Below are 18,085 nucleotides of genomic sequence, written 5' to 3'. Positions count from 1 at the left end.
ATCAGGAAAGCAGAACACTTTCCTGAAAGCGTCTAACGATTACTCGTTGATGCGAGGATGCTGGTCGATCAGCGACTGGCGTTTCTTCTCCAGCTCGGTGATCTGTTCGTTAATACCTTCGATTTTATGCTCGATATTATCGTGATGCTCACGCAGCAGCTCTTTGGCTTCGCTCAGGTCGGAAGCGGCCGGCGTCGCGCCTTTCAGCGGCTTGTTAGCTGTTTCCTTCATGAAGATACCTGTGACCAGACCAATCACGGCAATCACCATCAGGTAGTAGGCCGGCATAAACAGGTTGTTGCTGGCTTCAACCAGCCACGCAGTCGCCGTCGGCGTCAGACCCGCAATCAGGATAGAGATGTTAAAGGCACTGGCCAGCGCACTGTAACGGATGTGCGTTGGGAACATCGCGGGCAGCGAAGACGCCATGACACCGGTAAAGGCGTTCAGAATGATGGCCAGTATCAGCAGACCCAGGAAAATCAGGCCGATGGCGCCGCTGTTGATCATCATGAAGCAAGGGATCGCCAGCAGGAACATCGCCACGCTGCCGATAACGACAAACGGTTTACGTCCGAATCGGTCGCTCAACAGTCCCATCACCGGCTGAACGAACAGCATCCCGATCATAATGGCGATGATAATCAGCACACCGTGGTTCTCGGAATAGTGCAGGTTATGCGACAGGTAGCTTGGCATATACGTCAACAGCATGTAGTAGGTGACGTTGGTGGCAATGACCAGACCCGTACAGGACAGCAGACTTTTCCAATGCTTAGTGGCGATCTCTTTGAACGAGACTCTCGGTCCGCTGCTCAAGCCGTCGCGATCGTCTTTTTCCATCTTCTCAACGTGCTGCTGGAACGCCGGCGTTTCCTCCAGCGCATGACGCAGGTAGAGACCGATGATGCCTAGCGGCAACGCCAGGAAGAACGGAATACGCCAGCCCCATTCCAGGAACGCCGCTTCGCCGATGATGGCGGAGATCAGCACCACGACGCCCGCGCCCAGCACAAACCCGGCGATGGAGCCGAAGTCCAGCCAGCTTCCCATGAAGCCACGTTTCCGGTCCGGAGAATATTCAGCGACGAAAATCGACGCGCCGGTATATTCGCCGCCCACAGAGAAGCCCTGGGCCATTTTGGCCAGCAGCAACAGTATCGGTGCCCAGATCCCAATGGAGTTATAGGACGGTATCAACCCGATACAGAAGGTACTGACCGACATGATAATAATGGTGATGGCCAATATTTTCTGACGGCCATATTTGTCGCCCAACGAGCCAAAGAACAGCCCGCCCAGAGGACGAATCAGGAAGGGAACGGAGAATGTCGCCAGCGCGGCGATCATCTGGACGCTGGGGTTAGCGCCGGGGAAAAAGACCTGACCCAGTGCGTAAGCCACAAAGCCATACACACCGAAATCGAACCATTCCATGGCATTGCCGAGCGCAGCTGCGGTAATGGCTTTACGTAAACGCGTGTCGTCGATAATGGTGACATCGCCCAAAACGATGGGCCGTGCCTTTCTTCTGCGTAACTTCATAGTGAATTATTTTACCTGTTTTAATGTAATAGACTGAATTGAAACGTCTCACTGAAGGATGGTCACATCAAGATAGTTTTTTATTTCGCTATAACCGATTAACCCAGTTTCATTTACTAGCATGTTACCATAGGTTGAATGTTTATATCGACTTTGACGTTCCTTTACTCACTTCCATAGTCCATATTAGCATAAGATACCGTCACTTATTTCGGGCAAAAAAAAGCCGGCGGAATAACCACCGGCCGGTGAAAGCTTCACCATCACTCAGAAAACAGAAACCTCGTCACAGTCAGATCCAGTGACGGTACTCCTCATCAGACATCTTCTCCGTCTGCCACTGCGTCACCTGCATCAGCAGCGCCAGACGCTGAGACGACGACAACCAGCGCCCCCACGCCGAGTGTCCCAATGACAGGATGTTGCGATAACTCCGATACAATCGTGATAGTGCCATCGTCATACCCTCCAACCGTTCATTATTTGCGCTTTCGTTATGACAAAGTATCAACGTAAGATAGGGGAAAATATATTGATGACTTTAGGCCGCGGAGTTCCCCTTTATGTCCTCATCTCGACTGCAACAACAGTTCATCCGGCTCTGGCAGCACCTGCAAGGTCAGCCTACTGACACTACGCTGCAGGAGCTGACAGGCGTACTCAACTGCTCGCGACGACATATTCGATCGCTGCTGCGAGCCATGCAGGAAGAGGGATGGTTGACCTGGGAAGCCGAAGCGGGACGAGGAAAACGCTCACGTCTCAGCTTCCTCTATACCGGCCTGGCGCTCCAACAACAGCGGGCGGAAGACCTGCTGGAGCAGGATCGGATTGACCAACTGGTGCAGTTGGTGGGGGACAAATCGCAGGTGCGGCAGATGCTGCTTTCCCACATCGGGCGCAGTTTCCGACAGGGCAAACATTTGCTGCGCATCGCCTACTACCGGCCAATGCGCAATCTTCTGCCCGGCTCCGCGTTGCGACGCTCGGAAACGCATCTGGCCCGCCAGATCTTTAGCGGGTTAACCACCATAAATGAGGAAAATGGGGAACTCCTGCCGGATTTAGCGCACCATTGGCAGCAGGTGTCGCCCCTACACTGGCGTTTTTATCTCCGCCCCGCCGTACGTTTCCATCATGGTCGGGAACTGACGATGGAAGATGTGATCGCCTCTCTGCAACGCATCACCGCCATGCCGCTGTTTTCTCATCTCTGCGCCATTGAATCGCCCATGCCTTCCGTGCTGGATGTGCGGCTGACGACACCCGATATCTGGTTGCCCTGGCTGCTAGGCAGCGTGTCCGCGATGATTTTGCCGCAGGAGTGGAAAACGCTGCCCGATTTTACCCGCCACCCGGTGGGAACCGGCCCTTACGCCGTGCTGCGCAACAGCAATACCCAGTTGAAAATCAATGCGTTCGACGACTATTTTGGCTATCGCGCGCTGATTGACGAAGTCAGCGTTTGGGTGTTGCCGGACGCACTGGATGCGCCCTCCTGCTCGCTTCAACTGCAAAACGACAACTCGCCCAACAACGAGCTGGAGAACCGGTTAGAGGAAGGCTGTTATTTTCTGCTGTTTGACCGGCGCTCGCCGCTGGCCTCACGCCCGGAGATCAGGGACTGGCTGTGTCAGGCTCTGAGCCCGGTCGCCCTGCTCGGACTCGCGGACGAAACCTATCAATGCAACTGGTCCCCGGCCTACGGCCTGCTCCCGCGCTGGCACCACGCCCAGCCACGTCTGGCGCAGGACAAACCCGCCGACCTCACGCATCTGACGCTCACCTTTTATCATGAGCATGCCGAGTATCAGGACATCAGCGACATCATTCGTCGACTGCTATCGGCCCACGGCGTCACGCTGTCGGTCCGCCGTATCGACTATGCTGAGTGGTATCAGGCGCCGAGCCGAGCGACATCTGGCTCGGCAGCGCCAACTTCTATCTGCCGCTGGAGTTCTCTCTGTTCGCCCTGCTCTATGAACTGCCGCTGATGCAGCACTGTTTGGATCGGGATCTGGCCGAAGACGCCAGCCTGTGGCGTCAAGGCAGTGGGTCGCTGGCGGATTGGAGCCAGTCGCTCGTGACTCAGCAGCAGATCCACCCGCTGTTCCACCACTGGCTGCAACTGCAAGGCCAGCGCAGCATGCGCGGCATTCGGATGAATACGCTGGGATGGTTCGATTTCAAATCCGCCTGGTTCGTGCCGCCGGAAAACTGACGCGCGCTTTGACTCCGGGCATGAAGTCTCTACAATGCGTGAGTTCTCAACGGGGTGCGATAAAGTCCGGAGCCTTCATACCGTCCGCTTTACGCTGAGAAAATACCCGTCGAACCTGATCCGGTTAATACCGGCGAAGGGATTTGGGAGTGCTTTTCGGCTTGCTCAAAGACCTTTGCCACCCTTTTTCTCAGGAGTGCAAAGTGTTAAAAAAATTACTGTCCTGCCTGTTGATTCTCTCTGCTCCGGCGTTGGCGAAGCCTACGCTGACCGTCTACACCTACGACTCCTTCACCTCGGAATGGGGACCCGGTCCCAGCGTGAAAACCGCGTTCGAAAAAGAGTGCGACTGCGAACTGAAATTCGTGGCGCTGGCCGACGGCGTGGCGCTGCTCAATCGCCTGCGGATGGAAGGAAAGCGTTCGCAGGCCGATATCGTGCTGGGTCTGGACAACAACCTGCTAGAGGCGGCTGAACGCACCGGTCTGTTCAGTAAACGAACGGTCGATACCGACTCCCTCTCGCTGCCGGGCGGCTGGCACAACGACACCTTTGTGCCCTATGACTACGGCTACTTCGCCTTTATCTACAATCGCGACAAACTCAAAACCCCGCCGCGCAGCCTGCACGAGCTGGTCGACAGCCCGGAGCCATGGAAAGTCATTTATCAGGATCCGCGCACCAGCACGCCGGGCCTCGGGCTGCTGCTTTGGATGCAAAAAGTCTATGGCGACGACGCCCCGCAAGCCTGGCAGAAGCTGGCAGCGAAGACAGTCACCGTGACTAAGGGCTGGAGCGAAGCCTATGGCTTGTTCCTGAAAGGCGAAGCCGATCTCGTGCTGAGTTACACCACCTCGCCCGCTTATCACATGATCGAAGAGAAGAAAGACAACTATGTCGCGGCGCCCTTCAGCGAGGGCCACTACCTACAGGTGGAAGTCGCCGGTCGTCTGGCGAGTAGCCAACAACCCCAGTTGGCTGAGCGTTTCCTGAAGTTCATGGTCAGCCCGGCGTTCCAGCAGTTGATCCCGACCACCAACTGGATGTACCCGGTCATCGACACCCCGCTGCCCGCCGGGTTCCAGCATCTGGACAAACCGGCGACCACGCTGTCGTTTACGCCGGAGCAGGTCGCCACGCAACGTAATGACTGGATTCAGGCATGGCAACGCGCCGTCAGCCGCTAATTCCCGGCTGGCTCTGGCCCGGCGCTCTCGCCGCCCTGCTGCTGATCGCGGTCGCGGCGCTGGCCTTCGGCGCCTTGTGGCTTCAGGCGCCGCAGAATCCGTGGCGCGCGCTGTGGCAGGACGACTACCTGTGGCACGTCGTTCGCTTCACCTTTTGGCAGGCGTTGCTCTCGACGCTGCTGTCGACCCTCCCGGCGATTTTTCTGGCGCGTGCGCTGTATCGCCGCCGTTTTCCGGGGCATCGCTGGCTGTTGAGGCTATACGCCATGACGCTGGTGCTGCCGGTGTTGGTGACCGTATTCGGTCTGTTGAGCGTGTACGGGCGACAAGGCTGGCTCTCGCAGCTGGCGGCGGCCTTCGGCCTGCCTTACGCGTTTTCTCCCTACGGGCTCGGCGGGATACTGCTGGCGCACGTTTTCTTCAACCTGCCGCTGGCCACGCGCCTGATGCTACAGGCGCTGGAAGGTATCGCCACCGAACAGCGGCAGATGGCCGCCCAGCTTGGCATGGGGGAGTGGCAGCACTTCCGCATCGTGGAGTGGCCCTGGCTGCGCCGACAGCTCCTGCCTGCGGCCGCGCTGATCTTTATGCTCTGTTTCGCCAGCTTCGCCGTTGTGCTGTCGCTGGGCGGTGGCCCCAAGGCCACGACTATCGAGCTGGCGATCTATCAGGCGCTAAGCTTCGACTACGATCCGGCGCGCGCTTCGCTGTTGGCGCTGATTCAGATGGTATGCTGCCTCGGTCTGGTTCTGCTCAGCCAGCGACTGGCCAAACTGCTGCCGGTCGGCTACAGCCAGCAAGCGCGCTGGCGTAATCCTCAGGACTCGCGGTTCAACCGCATAACGGACGCGATGTTAATCGTTGCCGCGCTCTTACTCCTGCTGCCGCCATTACTGGCCGTGGTGGTGGACGGACTGAACGCCTCCCTGCCTGCCGTGCTCCGTCAACCCGCGCTGTGGGATGCGCTGTGGACCTCGCTAAGGGTCGCGATACTCTCCGGTCTGTTGTGCGTACTGCTGACGCTGATGCTGCTGTGGAGCAGCCGGGAACTGAAGCTGCGCCGCCGCCATCTTTCCGGCCAGCTATTGGATCTCAGCGGCATGCTGATTCTGGCGATGCCCGGCATCGTACTGGCAAGCGGATTTTTCCTGCTGCTAAACAGCACCGTCGGACTACCGACATCTCCCCTGTGGCTGGTGGCGACGACGAATGCGCTGATGGCGATCCCCTATGCGCTCAAAGTGCTGGAAAATCCCATGTATGACATCGCCGAACGCTACAACCTGCTGTGTCAGTCATTGGATATCCGCGGCTGGCGGCGACTGCAAACCATCGAGTTACGGGCGCTGCGGACACCGATCGCCCAGGCGCTGGCGTTCGCCTCTATTCTCTCGCTGGGCGATTTCGGCATCATCGCGCTATTCGGCAATGAGCAGTTCCGAACGCTGCCCTTTTATCTGTACCAGCAAATCGGCGCTTACCGCAGCGCCGACGGCGCGGTGACCGCCCTACTTTTGCTGTTGCTGTGTTTTGTTCTGTTCACTCTGATTGAAAAACGGGCGGGCGCTCATGATCGTTCTCGATAAACTGACCTATCTCTACCAGCACCAGCCGATGCAGTTCGATTTGCATGTAGAAGCCGGTGAACGCGTGGCCGTGCTTGGCCCCAGCGGCGCGGGAAAAAGTTCGCTCCTCAGCCTGATCGCCGGTTTTCTCCCGGCGGAGAGCGGCCAGCTTATGCTAAACGGCGTCGACCATCGCCAGACGCCACCGGCCAAAAGACCGGTATCTATCCTGTTTCAGGAAAATAATCTCTTTCCCCATCTGACGCTGTCGCAGAATATCGCGCTGGGACTGCATCCCGGGCTCAAGCTGACGCCGCCGCAGCGCGAGGAGTTAGCTCGCATCGCTGAACGCGTCGGGTTGACTGCGCTGCTGGATCGTCTGCCGTCTCAGGTGTCCGGCGGCCAACGCCAGCGGGCGGCGCTGGCCCGTTGCCTGTTGCGTCAGCAGCCGATTCTGCTGCTGGACGAACCGTTTTCCGCGCTCGACCCGGCGTTGCGCGCGGAGATGCTGACGCTGGTCGACAGCGTGTGCCGCGACCGCCAGCTGACGCTGCTCATGGTGTCGCACCATCTCGACGATGCCGCCCGTATCGCCGATCGCACGGCGCTGGTGGTCGACGGCCGCGTGGCTTACGACGGCTCCACACATGCCCTCCAACAGGGCCGTGTCGCCGCCGCCGGTATCCTTGGGATCGCCCCCATTGAACAGAATAAAAACTGATGGCGAACAGGTTTTGACCTTTTCACGGTTGTGGGTTATTGTCTGCCACAGCCCATGTGAAAATGGTTTGTCCATACACATGGTTTAAAAAAAACCAATGACAGGATTCTCCGTGAAACACACGTCCTCCACGCTAGCACTATCCAACACCGCGCTTGTCGATGCGGTCGTCGTCGTGCGCCTAGTGGTCGTCGTCGTGGTCGGCAACGCGCCGTAACGGGTTCGAATCCAGAAGAGATTCTCAAACCCCGCCGGCGCCAGCCGAGCGGGGTTTGTTCTTTCTGCCCCCCGCTCCCAAACTGCACCGGCTCTGATAAAGGATATGACTATGCGTTATACCGGAGCTGAGCTGATCGTCCACATGCTGGAGCAGCAAGGCATCACGACCGTCACGGGTATTCCCGGCGGGGCCGCCCTGCCGCTGTACGATGCGCTGGGACAAAGCCGAACCATTCGCCACGTATTGGCGCGACACGAACAAGGCGCGGGCTTCATCGCTCAGGGCATGGCGCGCGCCAGCGGCAAAGCGGCGGTCTGCATGGCCTCCAGCGGCCCCGGCGCGACCAACCTGCTGACCGCGATTGCGGATGCGAAACTCGATTCCATTCCGCTGGTCTGCATCACCGCTCAGGTCTCCTCCAACATGATCGGCAGCGACGCCTTTCAGGAAGTGGACACCTACGGCATCTCCATCCCCGTCACCAAACACAACTATCTGGTGCGCGACATCAACGAGCTGGCCCACGTGATGAACGAGGCGTTCCGCATCGCGCAGTCAGGTCGCCCCGGCCCGGTGTGGATCGACGTGCCGAAAGATGTGCAGACCGCCACCATTGAGCTGGACGCCCTGCCGGCGCCTGCGCCGAACGACGCACCGGTGGCCGCCGAACCGCAGGCCCTCGAGCAGGCGGCCGCGATGATCAACGCCGCCAGCCGTCCCGTGCTGTATCTCGGCGGCGGGATCGTCAGCGCCGGCGCGCATCAGCAGGCGATCCAGTTAGCGGAGTCCGCAGGGATCCCCACCACCATGACCCTGATGGCGCTCGGCGCCATGCCCGCCGATCATCCGCTGTCGCTGGGTATGTTGGGCATGCACGGCGCACGATCCACCAACATGATCCTGCAACAGTCCGATCTGTTGATCGTTCTGGGCGCGCGTTTCGACGATCGCGCTATCGGCAAAGCCGAGCAGTTCTGCCCGAACGCCAGCATTATTCACATGGACATCGATGCCGCCGAGCTGGGCAAAATCCGTCAGCCGCACGTCGCGCTGCATGCCGATGTCGCTAAAGGATTGACGCAGCTGCTGCCGCTGATCGAGCCGCAGACGCGCGCCGAATGGCGCCAGCAGGTCAGTGCATTGCAGCAGGAATATCCCGCCAATCTGCAGCAGGACGATCCGCTGAGCCACTACGGACTGGTTCATGCCGTCGCCGAATCGCTGGACGACAGCGCCATTATCTCCACCGACGTCGGCCAGCATCAGATGTGGGTCGCTCAGTCGTACCCGCTGCGCCGCACGCGCCAATGGCTGACATCGGGCGGTTTAGGGACGATGGGATTCGGCGTACCGGCCGCTATCGGCGCCGCGCTGGCGGAACCCGATCGCACGGTCGTATGCTTCTCCGGCGACGGCAGTCTGATGATGAATATTCAGGAATTGGCGACGCTGGCCGAACAGCGCCTTAACGTCAAAATCGTGCTGATGAATAATCAGGCGCTGGGCATGGTGCACCAGCAGCAGGATCTGTTTTACGAACAGCGTTACGTGGCGTCCGACTACAGCTATCAGGCCAATTTCCTGGCGATTGCCGCCGGTTTCGGACTGGCGACCTGTGATTTGAATGCGGCGAAAGATCCGCAGGCCGCGCTGCGCGACATCATGAAGCAGCCGGGTCCGGCGCTGATTCATGCGCTGATCGACGTGAACGAAAAAGTGTATCCGATGGTGCCGCCGGGTGCCGCCAACATTGAGATGATTGGAGATTAATTCTATGCAGACCGCATCCTCTTCAACCCAGGTCACGCTTGAGCTGTCCGTCCGCAACCATCCCGGCGTCATGTCGCATGTCTGCGGCCTGTTCGCGCGCCGGGCGTTCAACGTGGAAGGCATCATGTGTATGCCGCTGCCTGGCGGTGAACAAAGCCGCATCTGGCTGCTGGTGAACGACGACGACCGTCTGGCACAGATGATCAGTCAGGTGGAAAAGCTGGAAGATGTGTTGCAGGTGCGCCGCCACGGCGACGACACCCGCATTTTCGAGCAGGTGGCGGAGTTCTACCGCTGATCAGCCGTAGAAGATCTGCAACAGCAGGTGCAGGTAAACCGACATCAGCGGGTGCCGCCACAGCAGCACCAGACTGATCGCCGCCACGATCGTCGCTGTCGGCGCCAGCCAGCGTAACCGCGCTGGCGTCAGCCATCCCTCCGACGGTGCTCGGCGTGTCCGCCATGCACGCCACAGCAACCATCCGGCGGACCAGGTCAGCACCGCAGCGGTCAGCAACAGCCAGCGGAAGCTGCCGCTGTCCGCCGCCGCGGGGATATCGATCGCCACCCCCGCCAAAATACCCGGCATCAGATATACCGGCGGCCAGGTCAGGCAGCCGATGATATTGGGTAACGCAAATCGCTTCGGCGGCAGTTCCAGCATACCGGCGACCATCGGGATGAGCGGCCGGGTCGGACCGATAAAGCGCCCGACCAGAATGGTCGCGAGATGGTGCTGATGCAGCATTTTTTCGATGCGATAGAGATAGGCGCTGTGTTTCTGGACAAATGACCAACCGTGCAGCCGGTCTTTGAAGCGCCAGCCGATGTAATAGGAAATCCAGTCCCCCAGCAGGCAGCCGATAATGCCAACCCCCCAGGCCGGATAAAGTCCCAGGTGTCCGCTGCCGATCAAAGTGCCCAGCGACGCCATCATTAAGGTGCCCGGTAGCAGCAGCCCCACCAACGCCAGCGACTCAAGAAAAGCCACCAGCAAAACGGCCAGCAGTGAATAGGCCAACGATTGAGTAACCAAGTGCTCAAGCCAGGCTTGCATAAATCCCTACTTATCTGCGCTAAAAATCAGGACTTCGGGATAATAGCAGAAAACCGCCGGACGACAGCGCTTCCCTCGCCGACGGCACGACGGCCTGGCGATCGCCCCCCATATAAACATTGCAAAGACCAATTCCTGCGGATGCAGCAGGCGACGGCAACGCCGCCGCACTACGTCAACCGCCGAGATACAGGGTCTTCACCTCGGGATTCGCCAGCACTTCCTGTGCGGGTCCATGCAGGACGATCTTACCGTTTTCCAGCACGTAGGCCCGGTCGGCGATTTTCAGCGCTGCGGTCGCATTCTGCTCAACCAGCAGGATCGTAATCTTCTCCTCGCGCAGTTGACGAATGATGTTGAACAGCTCGCCCACCACCTTCGGCGCAAGGCCCAGACTCGGCTCGTCCAGCATCAGCAACGCCGGTTCACTCATCAGCGCCCGGGCAATCGCCAGCATCTGCTGTTCCCCGCCGCTCATCGTGCCCGCCAGCTGCGCACGCCGTTCTTTCAGACGGGGAAACATCGCATACATCTTGTCGCGCAGATAGCTGAACCTCACCGGGTTGTTGTACGCCCCCATCCGCAGATTTTCTTCGATGGTCAGGTTGGTGAACACCTTGCGCCCTTCCGGCACCAACGCCAGCCCCTGACGCACGATCTGATGCGTCTGACGGTGGGAAATATCTTCGTTGAGAAAATTGACCGCGCCGGTGGATTTCACCAGATTGATGATGCCATTCAGCGTCGACGTTTTCCCGGCGCCGTTACTGCCAATCAACGTCACAATCTCGCTGTTGTTGACCTCGATATCGATCCCTTTCAGTCCCTGAATCAGACCGTAAAAAACCCGTAGATCGGTCGCTTTAAGCATAATCGATGTCCCCCAGATACGCGGCGATGACGTCAGGATGGTTGATGGCTTCGTTCGGCGTGCCGCTAAACAACGCCTTGCCGTAGTCCAGCACCATCACCCGCTCGCACAGGGAGTTCACAAACGACATATCATGTTCAATCAACAACACCGTCAGTCCAAAATCCTTTCGCATTTTGAAAATCAGCTGCGCCAGTTCCGCCGTCTCGCGGGGGTTCATCCCTGCGGCAGGCTCGTCAAGCAACAGCAGCTTGGGCGACGTCGCCAGCGCCCGCGCAATTTCCACCTTACGCTGATTGCCGTAACTCAGGTTGGTCGCCAGCGAATGGGCGTGTTCGGCGATGCCGATATAGTCCAGCAGCTGCATCGCCTTTTCCCGCGCACGCTTCTCCGCCGTGAAGAAACGCCCACAGCGCAGGGCGGCTTCGAGGAAAGAGTAATGAATAAAGCGATCGAGTCCGATCAACACGTTGTCGAGCACCGTCATGGACGGGAACAACCGGATGTTCTGGAACGTTCTGGCGATCCCCCGGTTCACCACCTGATTCGGTTTCAGCCCGGTCAGCGCCTGAGACTCCAGTTCCACCGTGCCGCCGGTTGGCTTGTAGTTGGCCGTAATCACGTTGAACAGCGTGGTTTTGCCCGCGCCGTTCGGTCCGATCAAACCGAAGATCTCCGCAGGCGCAATGTGAAAGCTAACGCCGTCAATGGCGCGCAGTCCGCCAAATTGCATGGTGACGTCCGCAACGCGAAGTAGTGCCTCATTTGCCATTCTGACGCCTCCCGCGTATTTCCCAAATTTCCCGTTTGCCCAGCAGCCCTTCGCGTGCGAACAGCATGATGATCAACAGCACCAGCGAGAACACCACCATACGCAGGCCGGGATGCGATCCCAGATCCTGACCGAACAGCGTCAGCGGCTGATCTAGGAAGCGCAGCCACTCGCCGCTCCCCACCACGACGATCGTCCCCAGGATCGCGCCGGTGGTGCTGCCCAATCCGCCCAGCACGATGATGATCAACAGCTGGAAGGTCAGCATAAAGTCGAACAGATCCGGGGAGATGATGGTGAGCAGCGAGGCCAACAGGCCGCCGCCGATACCTTCGAAAAAGGCGCTGGTCGCAAAGGCGCAGGTTTTGATGCGGAAGGTATTGATGCCCATCGCAATCGCGGCATCTTCGTCATCGCGCACCGCCTTCATCGCCCTTCCATACTTGGAGTAGACCAGCTGCAGGACGAACAGCACGGCGACGATCGCAATGAACCCGCACCAGTACAGAATATGATCCGCCTGCGGGATCTCATTCAGTCCGATAGCGCCATTGGTGATTTGCGGGTTGTTGATCGCCAGGATCTTGATAATGAAACCAAAGCCCAGTGTGACGATCGCCAGATAATCGCCCCGTACGCGAAAGACCGGGAACGACAGACAGACGGCCACCACCGCGGCGCAGATGCCGCTGATGACCAGCGCAGGCAGAAACGTCGTGTGCAGGGCCAGAATGAACGGACTGGGCGACGCCATTTCGAACATGTCCGTTTTGTTGTCTGCGGTCAGCAACAATAGCGCCGTGACGTAAGCGCCGATGGCAACAAAACCGTTCGGCTCCAACGACAGCTGGCCGGTGACCCCGTTGATCAGGTTGTAGCTGACCGCCAGGATCATGAAGATAAAGATGTTGCAGATAATGCGAAGCACATAATCATTGAACGCGTTTTGCAGGGTAAAAAGCCCTAAAAAAGCCAGCGCGAACAGGACGATATAGCACAACAGCAGCGAAGAGGAGGTCTGCGGCATTCTCATCAGAAGCGGCTCCTTTCCAGTCGTTCATCACCCATGATGCCCACCGGTCTGAACAGCAGCACCAAAATAAGAAACATGAAGGCGAAAGCATCTTTGTACCCGCCCAATTCCGGGAAAACGGCGACCGCCACCACTTCGGTAAAGCCAGAATAAAGCCGCCGATGACCGCCCCGGTCACGCTGCCAATTCCGCCCAATACCGCCGCGGCGAAAGCTTTCAGGCCGATCAAGACCCCCATTAGCGGATCGATAGTCGGGTAGCTGATGGCATAGAACACCCCACCCAGCGACGCCAGCGCGCTCCCCAGCGCAAACACCAGCGAAATGATGTGGTTGGCATCAATCCCCATCAGGCGCACGGTATTGACGTCGAACGCCACCGCGCGGATCGCCATCCCTTGTCGGGTGCGGTACAGAATGAACAGAATGATCGCCAGCAGCACCAGGGTGATCAGCGGCACCATCCACGCTACCTGCGTGATCACGATGTGGCCGATCGTCACGGTTTTGTTGAAAAACGGCGGCGATTCAAAGAAACGCGGGCTACCGCCGAACACGACGTTGAAGAGGTTCTCCAGAAAGAAGCTGACGCCGATGGCGGTGATCAGCATGGAAATTTTGGACGCCTGCCGCAGCGGGCGATAGGCGATGCGATCGATGGCGACCCCAAGCAGGGCCGAGACCAGCACCGAAAATAGAATCGCTGCCCCGAAAGGCAGCCCGAAGGAGGTAAAGGCGATCAGCGCCAGAAAGGCGCCGACCATCATGATATCCGCATGGGCGAAGTTAATCAGCCGTAGTACGCCATACACCATGGTGTAACCAATCGCGATCAGCGCATACATACTGCCAAGCTCATGCCATTGACCACCTGCTGTAAAAAAACGGCAAAATCCATTGTGCGCTCCTTACTACATCCCGCCGATTAAGGATTGACCACCGTTTTAAACGCCAGCTGCCCGTTCTTGACTTCGTTGATGACCGCAGGACGGATCGCATCGCCGCCTTTCAGGGTCAGCGTCCCTGTAATGCCGGTAAAGTTGGTGGTCGCACGCAGGTTTTTGTTCACACAGACGCGGTCGTGCGGGTCGCTACACTTATTCATCGCCGCAATAATCATCTTGTAGGCGTCTGCCGTCATCGCGCCCCAGGTATGGGTCGGTTCTTTATATTTGGCGGTCCACGCCTGAATGAACTTCTCGCCGTCCGGCGTCTGCTCTTTCGCATTCGGCGAGTAGTAGTCGGTGGTCATGTAACCTTCCACCGCATCCTGACCGAGTTTGAAGAAGATCGGATCGGCCGCCAGACCATCGCCGCCCACCACCGGCACTTTCAGCCCCAGCTGCTTGGCCTGTACCGCAATCAGCGCGCCTTCGGTGTAGTAAATCGGCATGTAGATCATATCGACGTTGTGCGATTTCACCGTCGAGAGCTGCGCTTTGAAATCTTTGCTGCCGCCCGGCGCCTGCACTTCGACAGCGATAGTGCCGCCGTTTTTCACAAACTGATTGCGGAAAGCGCGCGCCAGACCGACCGAGTAGTCGTTGCTGCTGTCGAACATGATGGCCGCTTTCTTGGCCTTCAGATCGCGGCTGGCCAGGTTGGCGCCGACCACCCCTTGGAAGCTATCGGAGAAGCACACCCGGCTGACGTACTCGCGATTACGGGTGACGCGGTCGTTGGTCGCTGTCGGAGAGATCAGCGGCGTTTTGGTGTCTTCCGCCATCTTGGTCATCGCCAGCGTATTGGTCGACGTCACCTCGCCAATCACCGCATCCACTTTGTCGCTGGAGACTAAACGCTGCATGGCGTTGGCGGCTTCCACCTTGTCGCTCTTGTCATCGATGATAATCAGCTTGACGGTGTCGCCGTTCGCCAGCTTCGGCTCCATGGCATTAATCAGATCCACCCCTTTCTGAGAAGGCTGGCCATAACCGCTCAACGCGCCGCTCAAGGGCAGCACAACACCGATTTTGACTTCGTCCGCCATGACATTCGCGGCCGCCAGCGCAGAGGACACACAGACTGCCGCTATCGTTGTTTTGAAAACTCTTCTCTTCATGTTCCGCCTCGTCAATGAATAGTGGTTTACGTTCCCATCGTGAAATGAAGCTGTGTATAGGACTATAGCCAGCAAAAATGCGCACGGGCACAACCCGCACCACAATGGAAAAATCAGCAATTACCATGCCAATAAGCCGGGCCGGATAAACACGTTATTAATCAATTAATAAATCAGACATAACCGGAAGTGATTGCCTTAAACGGCGGCGACAGGCATCAGTTGCACCACAAGGACCCCGCGCTGCTTTCGCATGGTGCGAATATTGCCCCGGCTTTCATAAGACAAATCAATCATTCGGACGCCGGGCGCACCGCGATTGTCAGCATTGCCTCACCAGGTGGCAGGCGAAAAAGGCTGGACAACCACTGTATGAATAACCACACTTAATGACGACTTTCTTCTTCATACGGCCTGAGGTTATGACTGCTTCCTCCCCGCGTCAGGGCTTTGTGCTCACCCGTCATTGGCAAGATACGCCGGCCGGCATTCAGGTCGAGTTCTGGCTCGCCACCGACGACGGCCCGCAGCGGGTGCGTCTTCCTCTGCAACAGGCCGTGGCTTTTGTTCCGGCCCGTCATGAAGCGGACGTCCGCGCCGCGCTGAACGGCGAGAGAAAGGCCGAACTGCGCCCGCTGGGAATGAAAAGTTTTCACCACGAAGATCTACTCGGCCTCTACTGCCCGCAATACCGCCAGTTACAGCGTATCGAGAAACGGCTGCAAGACGTCGGCATACCGGTTTATGAAGCGGACATTCGCCCGCCAGAGCGCTTTCTGATGGAGCGCTTCATTACGGCGCCGGTCTGGTTCGATGGCGACGCCGGGCCGGAAGGACGTCTCATCAATGCCAGAATGAAACCCGAACCGCACTATCGTCCGCCGCTGCGCATGGTGTCGCTGGATATCGAAACTAACCGCCACGGCGAGCTGTACTGCATCGGTCTTGAAGGCTGCGGCCAGCGGCAGGTGTTTATGCTGGGTCCGCCCAACGGCAACCCGGCTGACGCGGGCGACCTCACGCTGACGTATGCGACCAGCCGCCCCCAGCTGCTAGAGCAGCTCAACCACTGGATCCAGCAGTACGATCCCGATCTGATCGTCGGCTGGAATCTGGTGCAGTTCGACCTGCGGGTGTTGCAAAAACACGCCGAACGCTACGGCATTCCGCTGCGGCTGGGCCGTCAGCAGGCGGAGCTAGAGTGGCGGGAACATGGCTACAAACAGGGGCACTTTTTCGCCAGCGCGCCCGGACGACTGATTGTCGACGGTATTGAAGCGCTCAAGTCCGCCACCTGGAACTTCGCCTCCTTCAGCCTGGAGTTTGTCTCGCAGACGCTGCTGGGCGAGGGCAAGGCGATGGATAACCCCTACCAGCGGATGGATGAGATTGACCGCCGCTTCGCCGAAGACAAACCCGCCCTCGCCCACTACAACCTGAAAGACTGCGAGCTGGTCACGCGCATCTTCGACAAGACCGAACTGCTGCCGTTCCTGCTGGAACGCGCCAGCCTCACCGGTCTGGCGGCAGACCGCAGCGGCGGCTCCGTGGCGGCGTTCACCCATCTCTATCTGCCCCGGATGCACCGGGCAGGCTTCGTTGCCCCCAACCTTGGCGAGATCCCGCCGGAAGCCAGTCCCGGCGGCTTCGTCATGAACTCCCGTCCGGGCTTGTACGACTCCGTGCTGGTACTGGATTATAAAAGCCTGTACCCCTCCATCATTCGCACCTTTCTGATCGACCCCGTCGGACTGACCGTCGGGATGCGGCACCCGGACGAACAGCATGCGGTTGAGGGCTACCGTGGTGCATGGTTTTCCCGCGAGCAGCACTGTCTGCCCGCGATTGTCGACAGCATCTGGCAGGAGCGCGAGGCGGCGAAACGCAGCGGCAACAAGCCGTTGTCGCAGGCGCTGAAAATCATCATGAATGCCTTCTACGGCGTACTGGGCTCAAGCGGCTGCCGCTTCTTCGATCCCCGACTGGCCTCCTCCATCACCCTGCGCGGGCATGACATCATGCAGCAAACGCAGGCGCTGATTGAAGCGCGCGGCTATCAGGTGATCTACGGCGATACCGACTCGACCTTCGTCTGGCTCAATCACGCTCACAACGATCGGGAAGCGGACGCCATCGGCCGGGAACTGGTGCAGTATGTAAACGCATGGTGGCGCGAACATCTGGCGCAGACTCAGGGCCTGGAATGCGCACTGGAGTTGGAGTACGAAACCCATTATCAGCGTTTCCTGATGCCCACGATTCGCGGCGCGGAACAGGGCAGTAAAAAACGCTATGCCGGACTTACGTTGAACGCCAGCGGCGAGCCGCAACTGGTGTTCAAAGGGCTGGAGACCGTGCGCAGCGACTGGACGCCTCTCGCGCAGCAGTTCCAGCAGCAGCTCTACGCGCGGATTTTCCGTCGTGAGGACTATCAGGAGTGGGTGCGCGAGTATGTGCGCAAAACGCAGAACGGCGAGTGGGATGACCAGTTGGTCTACCGCAAGCGGCTACGCCACAAACTCAGCGAATACCAGCGCAATGTTCCGCCGCAGGTGCGGGCCGCCCGAATGGCCGACGAGTACAACCGTGAGCACGGGCGTCCGCTCCAGTATCAAAACGGCGGCTGGATCAGCTATGTCATGACCGTCAACGGGCCTGAACCGCTGGAAACCCGCCATTCGCCGCTGGATTACCCACACTACGTCGAGAAACAGCTGCAACCGGTGGCGGATGGGATTCTGCCCTTCCTGCACGACGATTTCACGATGCTGGTCACCGGACAAATGGGGCTGTTTTGATGCACCGACGGCGGTTTGGCAGGTGACGAACGCGCGTCCATCCAGTACCATAACGCCCTTTCCGAATCCGGCGGTATTTTCGATAAGACCTTGCGCTGTCGTCAGCCCATGCATTCAGATTCGGGCCGTATCCGCGCAGGACGGCGCCTGGCGCAGGCCTTTCAGGCCAACGTCATCGAATGCGCGAGCGGCGCACACGTAGCGGGGCGACTTTCGCCTATCGCGCCGACAGGCCGTCAGCGCGCTCGCAAATGACGGCAGGAC

At 58.8% G+C, this 18,085-nt stretch carries 14 protein-coding genes, 2 pseudogenes and 1 riboswitch; of the genes and pseudogenes, 8 read left to right on the top strand and 8 right to left on the bottom strand.

From position 1 onward, the window contains the following. Positions 1-39: 39 nt before the first annotated feature. Together proP and sgrT are read right to left on the bottom strand one after the other, a co-directional pair. Positions 40-1,545, bottom strand: coding sequence for a glycine betaine/L-proline transporter ProP (gene proP, locus AU509_RS08115; protein WP_085652353.1), 1,506 nt, complete (start codon positions 1,543-1,545; stop codon positions 40-42). 292 nt (positions 1,546-1,837) lie between these two features. Further along, complete coding sequence (sgrT, locus tag AU509_RS08110; protein ID WP_085652385.1) at positions 1,838-2,002, bottom strand: glucose uptake inhibitor SgrT; 165 nt, start codon at positions 2,000-2,002, stop codon at positions 1,838-1,840. A gap of 106 nt (positions 2,003-2,108) precedes the next feature. Between sgrT and sgrR the strand changes: the two are divergent. The 7 genes and pseudogenes from sgrR (at position 2,109) to ilvN (ending at position 9,527) form a co-directional block, all read left to right on the top strand. Further along, positions 2,109-3,766: pseudogene (gene sgrR, locus AU509_RS08105) on the top strand (HTH-type transcriptional regulator SgrR). Positions 3,767-3,806: 40 nt separating this feature from the next. Then, positions 3,807-3,926, top strand: a riboswitch (TPP riboswitch). A 43-nt stretch (positions 3,927-3,969) separates the two neighbouring features. After that, complete coding sequence (thiB, locus tag AU509_RS08100; protein WP_085652351.1) at positions 3,970-4,953, top strand: thiamine ABC transporter substrate binding subunit; 984 nt, start codon at positions 3,970-3,972, stop codon at positions 4,951-4,953. After that, complete coding sequence (gene thiP, locus AU509_RS08095) at positions 4,929-6,539, top strand: thiamine/thiamine pyrophosphate ABC transporter permease ThiP (RefSeq protein WP_094118100.1); 1,611 nt, start codon at positions 4,929-4,931, stop codon at positions 6,537-6,539. Before thiB ends, thiP begins: the two co-directional genes overlap by 25 nt. After that, positions 6,523-7,239: a thiamine ABC transporter ATP-binding protein ThiQ gene (gene thiQ, locus AU509_RS08090; RefSeq protein ID WP_094118099.1), complete on the top strand. Its 717-nt coding sequence runs from the start codon at positions 6,523-6,525 to the stop codon at positions 7,237-7,239. Before thiP ends, thiQ begins: the two co-directional genes overlap by 17 nt. A gap of 97 nt (positions 7,240-7,336) precedes the next feature. Beyond that, the gene (locus tag AU509_RS08085) at positions 7,337-7,456 is read left to right on the top strand and encodes an ilvB operon leader peptide IvbL (protein ID WP_118894615.1); all 120 of its coding nucleotides are present in this window, start codon (positions 7,337-7,339) and stop codon (positions 7,454-7,456) included. 111 nt (positions 7,457-7,567) lie between these two features. Continuing rightward, complete coding sequence (ilvB, locus tag AU509_RS08080; RefSeq protein WP_094118098.1) at positions 7,568-9,229, top strand: acetolactate synthase large subunit; 1,662 nt, start codon at positions 7,568-7,570, stop codon at positions 9,227-9,229. Between the two features lie 4 nt (positions 9,230-9,233). After that, positions 9,234-9,527 carry an acetolactate synthase small subunit gene (gene ilvN, locus AU509_RS08075; RefSeq protein WP_026739090.1) on the top strand — a complete coding sequence of 98 codons (294 nt, stop codon included), beginning with the start codon at positions 9,234-9,236 and terminating at the stop codon, positions 9,525-9,527. Here ilvN and AU509_RS08070 read toward each other — a convergent pair whose 3' ends face one another. The 6 genes and pseudogenes from AU509_RS08070 to AU509_RS08045 form a co-directional block, all read right to left on the bottom strand. After that, positions 9,528-10,286, bottom strand: a complete 759-nt coding sequence (locus AU509_RS08070) for a DedA family protein (protein WP_085651819.1) — start codon at positions 10,284-10,286, stop codon at positions 9,528-9,530. Positions 10,287-10,461: 175 nt separating this feature from the next. After that, positions 10,462-11,157, bottom strand: coding sequence for an ABC transporter ATP-binding protein (locus tag AU509_RS08065; RefSeq protein ID WP_085651818.1), 696 nt, complete (start codon positions 11,155-11,157; stop codon positions 10,462-10,464). Continuing rightward, positions 11,150-11,929, bottom strand: a complete 780-nt coding sequence (locus tag AU509_RS08060; protein WP_094118097.1) for an ABC transporter ATP-binding protein — start codon at positions 11,927-11,929, stop codon at positions 11,150-11,152. Before AU509_RS08060 ends, AU509_RS08065 begins: the two co-directional genes overlap by 8 nt. Further along, positions 11,919-12,962 carry a branched-chain amino acid ABC transporter permease gene (locus tag AU509_RS08055; RefSeq protein ID WP_094118096.1) on the bottom strand — a complete coding sequence of 348 codons (1,044 nt, stop codon included), beginning with the start codon at positions 12,960-12,962 and terminating at the stop codon, positions 11,919-11,921. Before AU509_RS08055 ends, AU509_RS08060 begins: the two co-directional genes overlap by 11 nt. Then, positions 12,962-13,859 (bottom strand): annotated as a pseudogene (locus tag AU509_RS08050) (branched-chain amino acid ABC transporter permease). The gene AU509_RS08055 and the pseudogene AU509_RS08050 overlap by 1 nt, the downstream one beginning before the upstream one ends. 27 nt (positions 13,860-13,886) lie before the next feature. Then, a complete protein-coding gene (locus AU509_RS08045) occupies positions 13,887-14,951 on the bottom strand; it encodes an ABC transporter substrate-binding protein (protein WP_409359755.1) in 1,065 nt (354 codons plus the stop codon). 494 nt (positions 14,952-15,445) lie between these two features. On the opposite strand from AU509_RS08045, the gene AU509_RS08040 reads away from it, so the two are divergent. After that, positions 15,446-17,821, top strand: a complete 2,376-nt coding sequence (locus AU509_RS08040) for a DNA polymerase II (RefSeq protein ID WP_094118095.1) — start codon at positions 15,446-15,448, stop codon at positions 17,819-17,821. Positions 17,822-18,085 lie beyond the last annotated feature (264 nt).

The organism is Lonsdalea britannica (assembly GCF_002111595.1).
GTDB classification, from domain to species: Bacteria; Pseudomonadota; Gammaproteobacteria; order Enterobacterales; family Enterobacteriaceae; genus Lonsdalea; species Lonsdalea britannica.
This window is presented reverse-complemented; position numbering and strand designations above follow the sequence as displayed.

Excerpts from the sequence above, each read along its gene's own strand:
- proP (WP_085652353.1), bottom strand. The coding sequence starts at position 1,545 with ATGAAGTTACGCAGAAGAAAGGCACGGCCCATCGTTTTGGGCGATGTC.
- sgrT (WP_085652385.1), bottom strand. The coding sequence starts at position 2,002 with ATGGCACTATCACGATTGTATCGGAGTTATCGCAACATCCTGTCATTG.
- thiP (WP_094118100.1), top strand. The coding sequence starts at position 4,929 with ATGGCAACGCGCCGTCAGCCGCTAATTCCCGGCTGGCTCTGGCCCGGC.
- thiQ (WP_094118099.1), top strand. The coding sequence starts at position 6,523 with ATGATCGTTCTCGATAAACTGACCTATCTCTACCAGCACCAGCCGATG.
- AU509_RS08085 (WP_118894615.1), top strand. The coding sequence starts at position 7,337 with ATGACAGGATTCTCCGTGAAACACACGTCCTCCACGCTAGCACTATCC.
- ilvB (WP_094118098.1), top strand. The coding sequence starts at position 7,568 with ATGCGTTATACCGGAGCTGAGCTGATCGTCCACATGCTGGAGCAGCAA.
- ilvN (WP_026739090.1), top strand. The coding sequence starts at position 9,234 with ATGCAGACCGCATCCTCTTCAACCCAGGTCACGCTTGAGCTGTCCGTC.
- AU509_RS08070 (WP_085651819.1), bottom strand. The coding sequence starts at position 10,286 with ATGCAAGCCTGGCTTGAGCACTTGGTTACTCAATCGTTGGCCTATTCA.
- AU509_RS08065 (WP_085651818.1), bottom strand. The coding sequence starts at position 11,157 with ATGCTTAAAGCGACCGATCTACGGGTTTTTTACGGTCTGATTCAGGGA.
- AU509_RS08060 (WP_094118097.1), bottom strand. The coding sequence starts at position 11,929 with ATGGCAAATGAGGCACTACTTCGCGTTGCGGACGTCACCATGCAATTT.
- AU509_RS08055 (WP_094118096.1), bottom strand. The coding sequence starts at position 12,962 with ATGAGAATGCCGCAGACCTCCTCTTCGCTGCTGTTGTGCTATATCGTC.
- AU509_RS08045 (WP_409359755.1), bottom strand. The coding sequence starts at position 14,951 with ATGGCGGACGAAGTCAAAATCGGTGTTGTGCTGCCCTTGAGCGGCGCG.
- AU509_RS08040 (WP_094118095.1), top strand. The coding sequence starts at position 15,446 with ATGACTGCTTCCTCCCCGCGTCAGGGCTTTGTGCTCACCCGTCATTGG.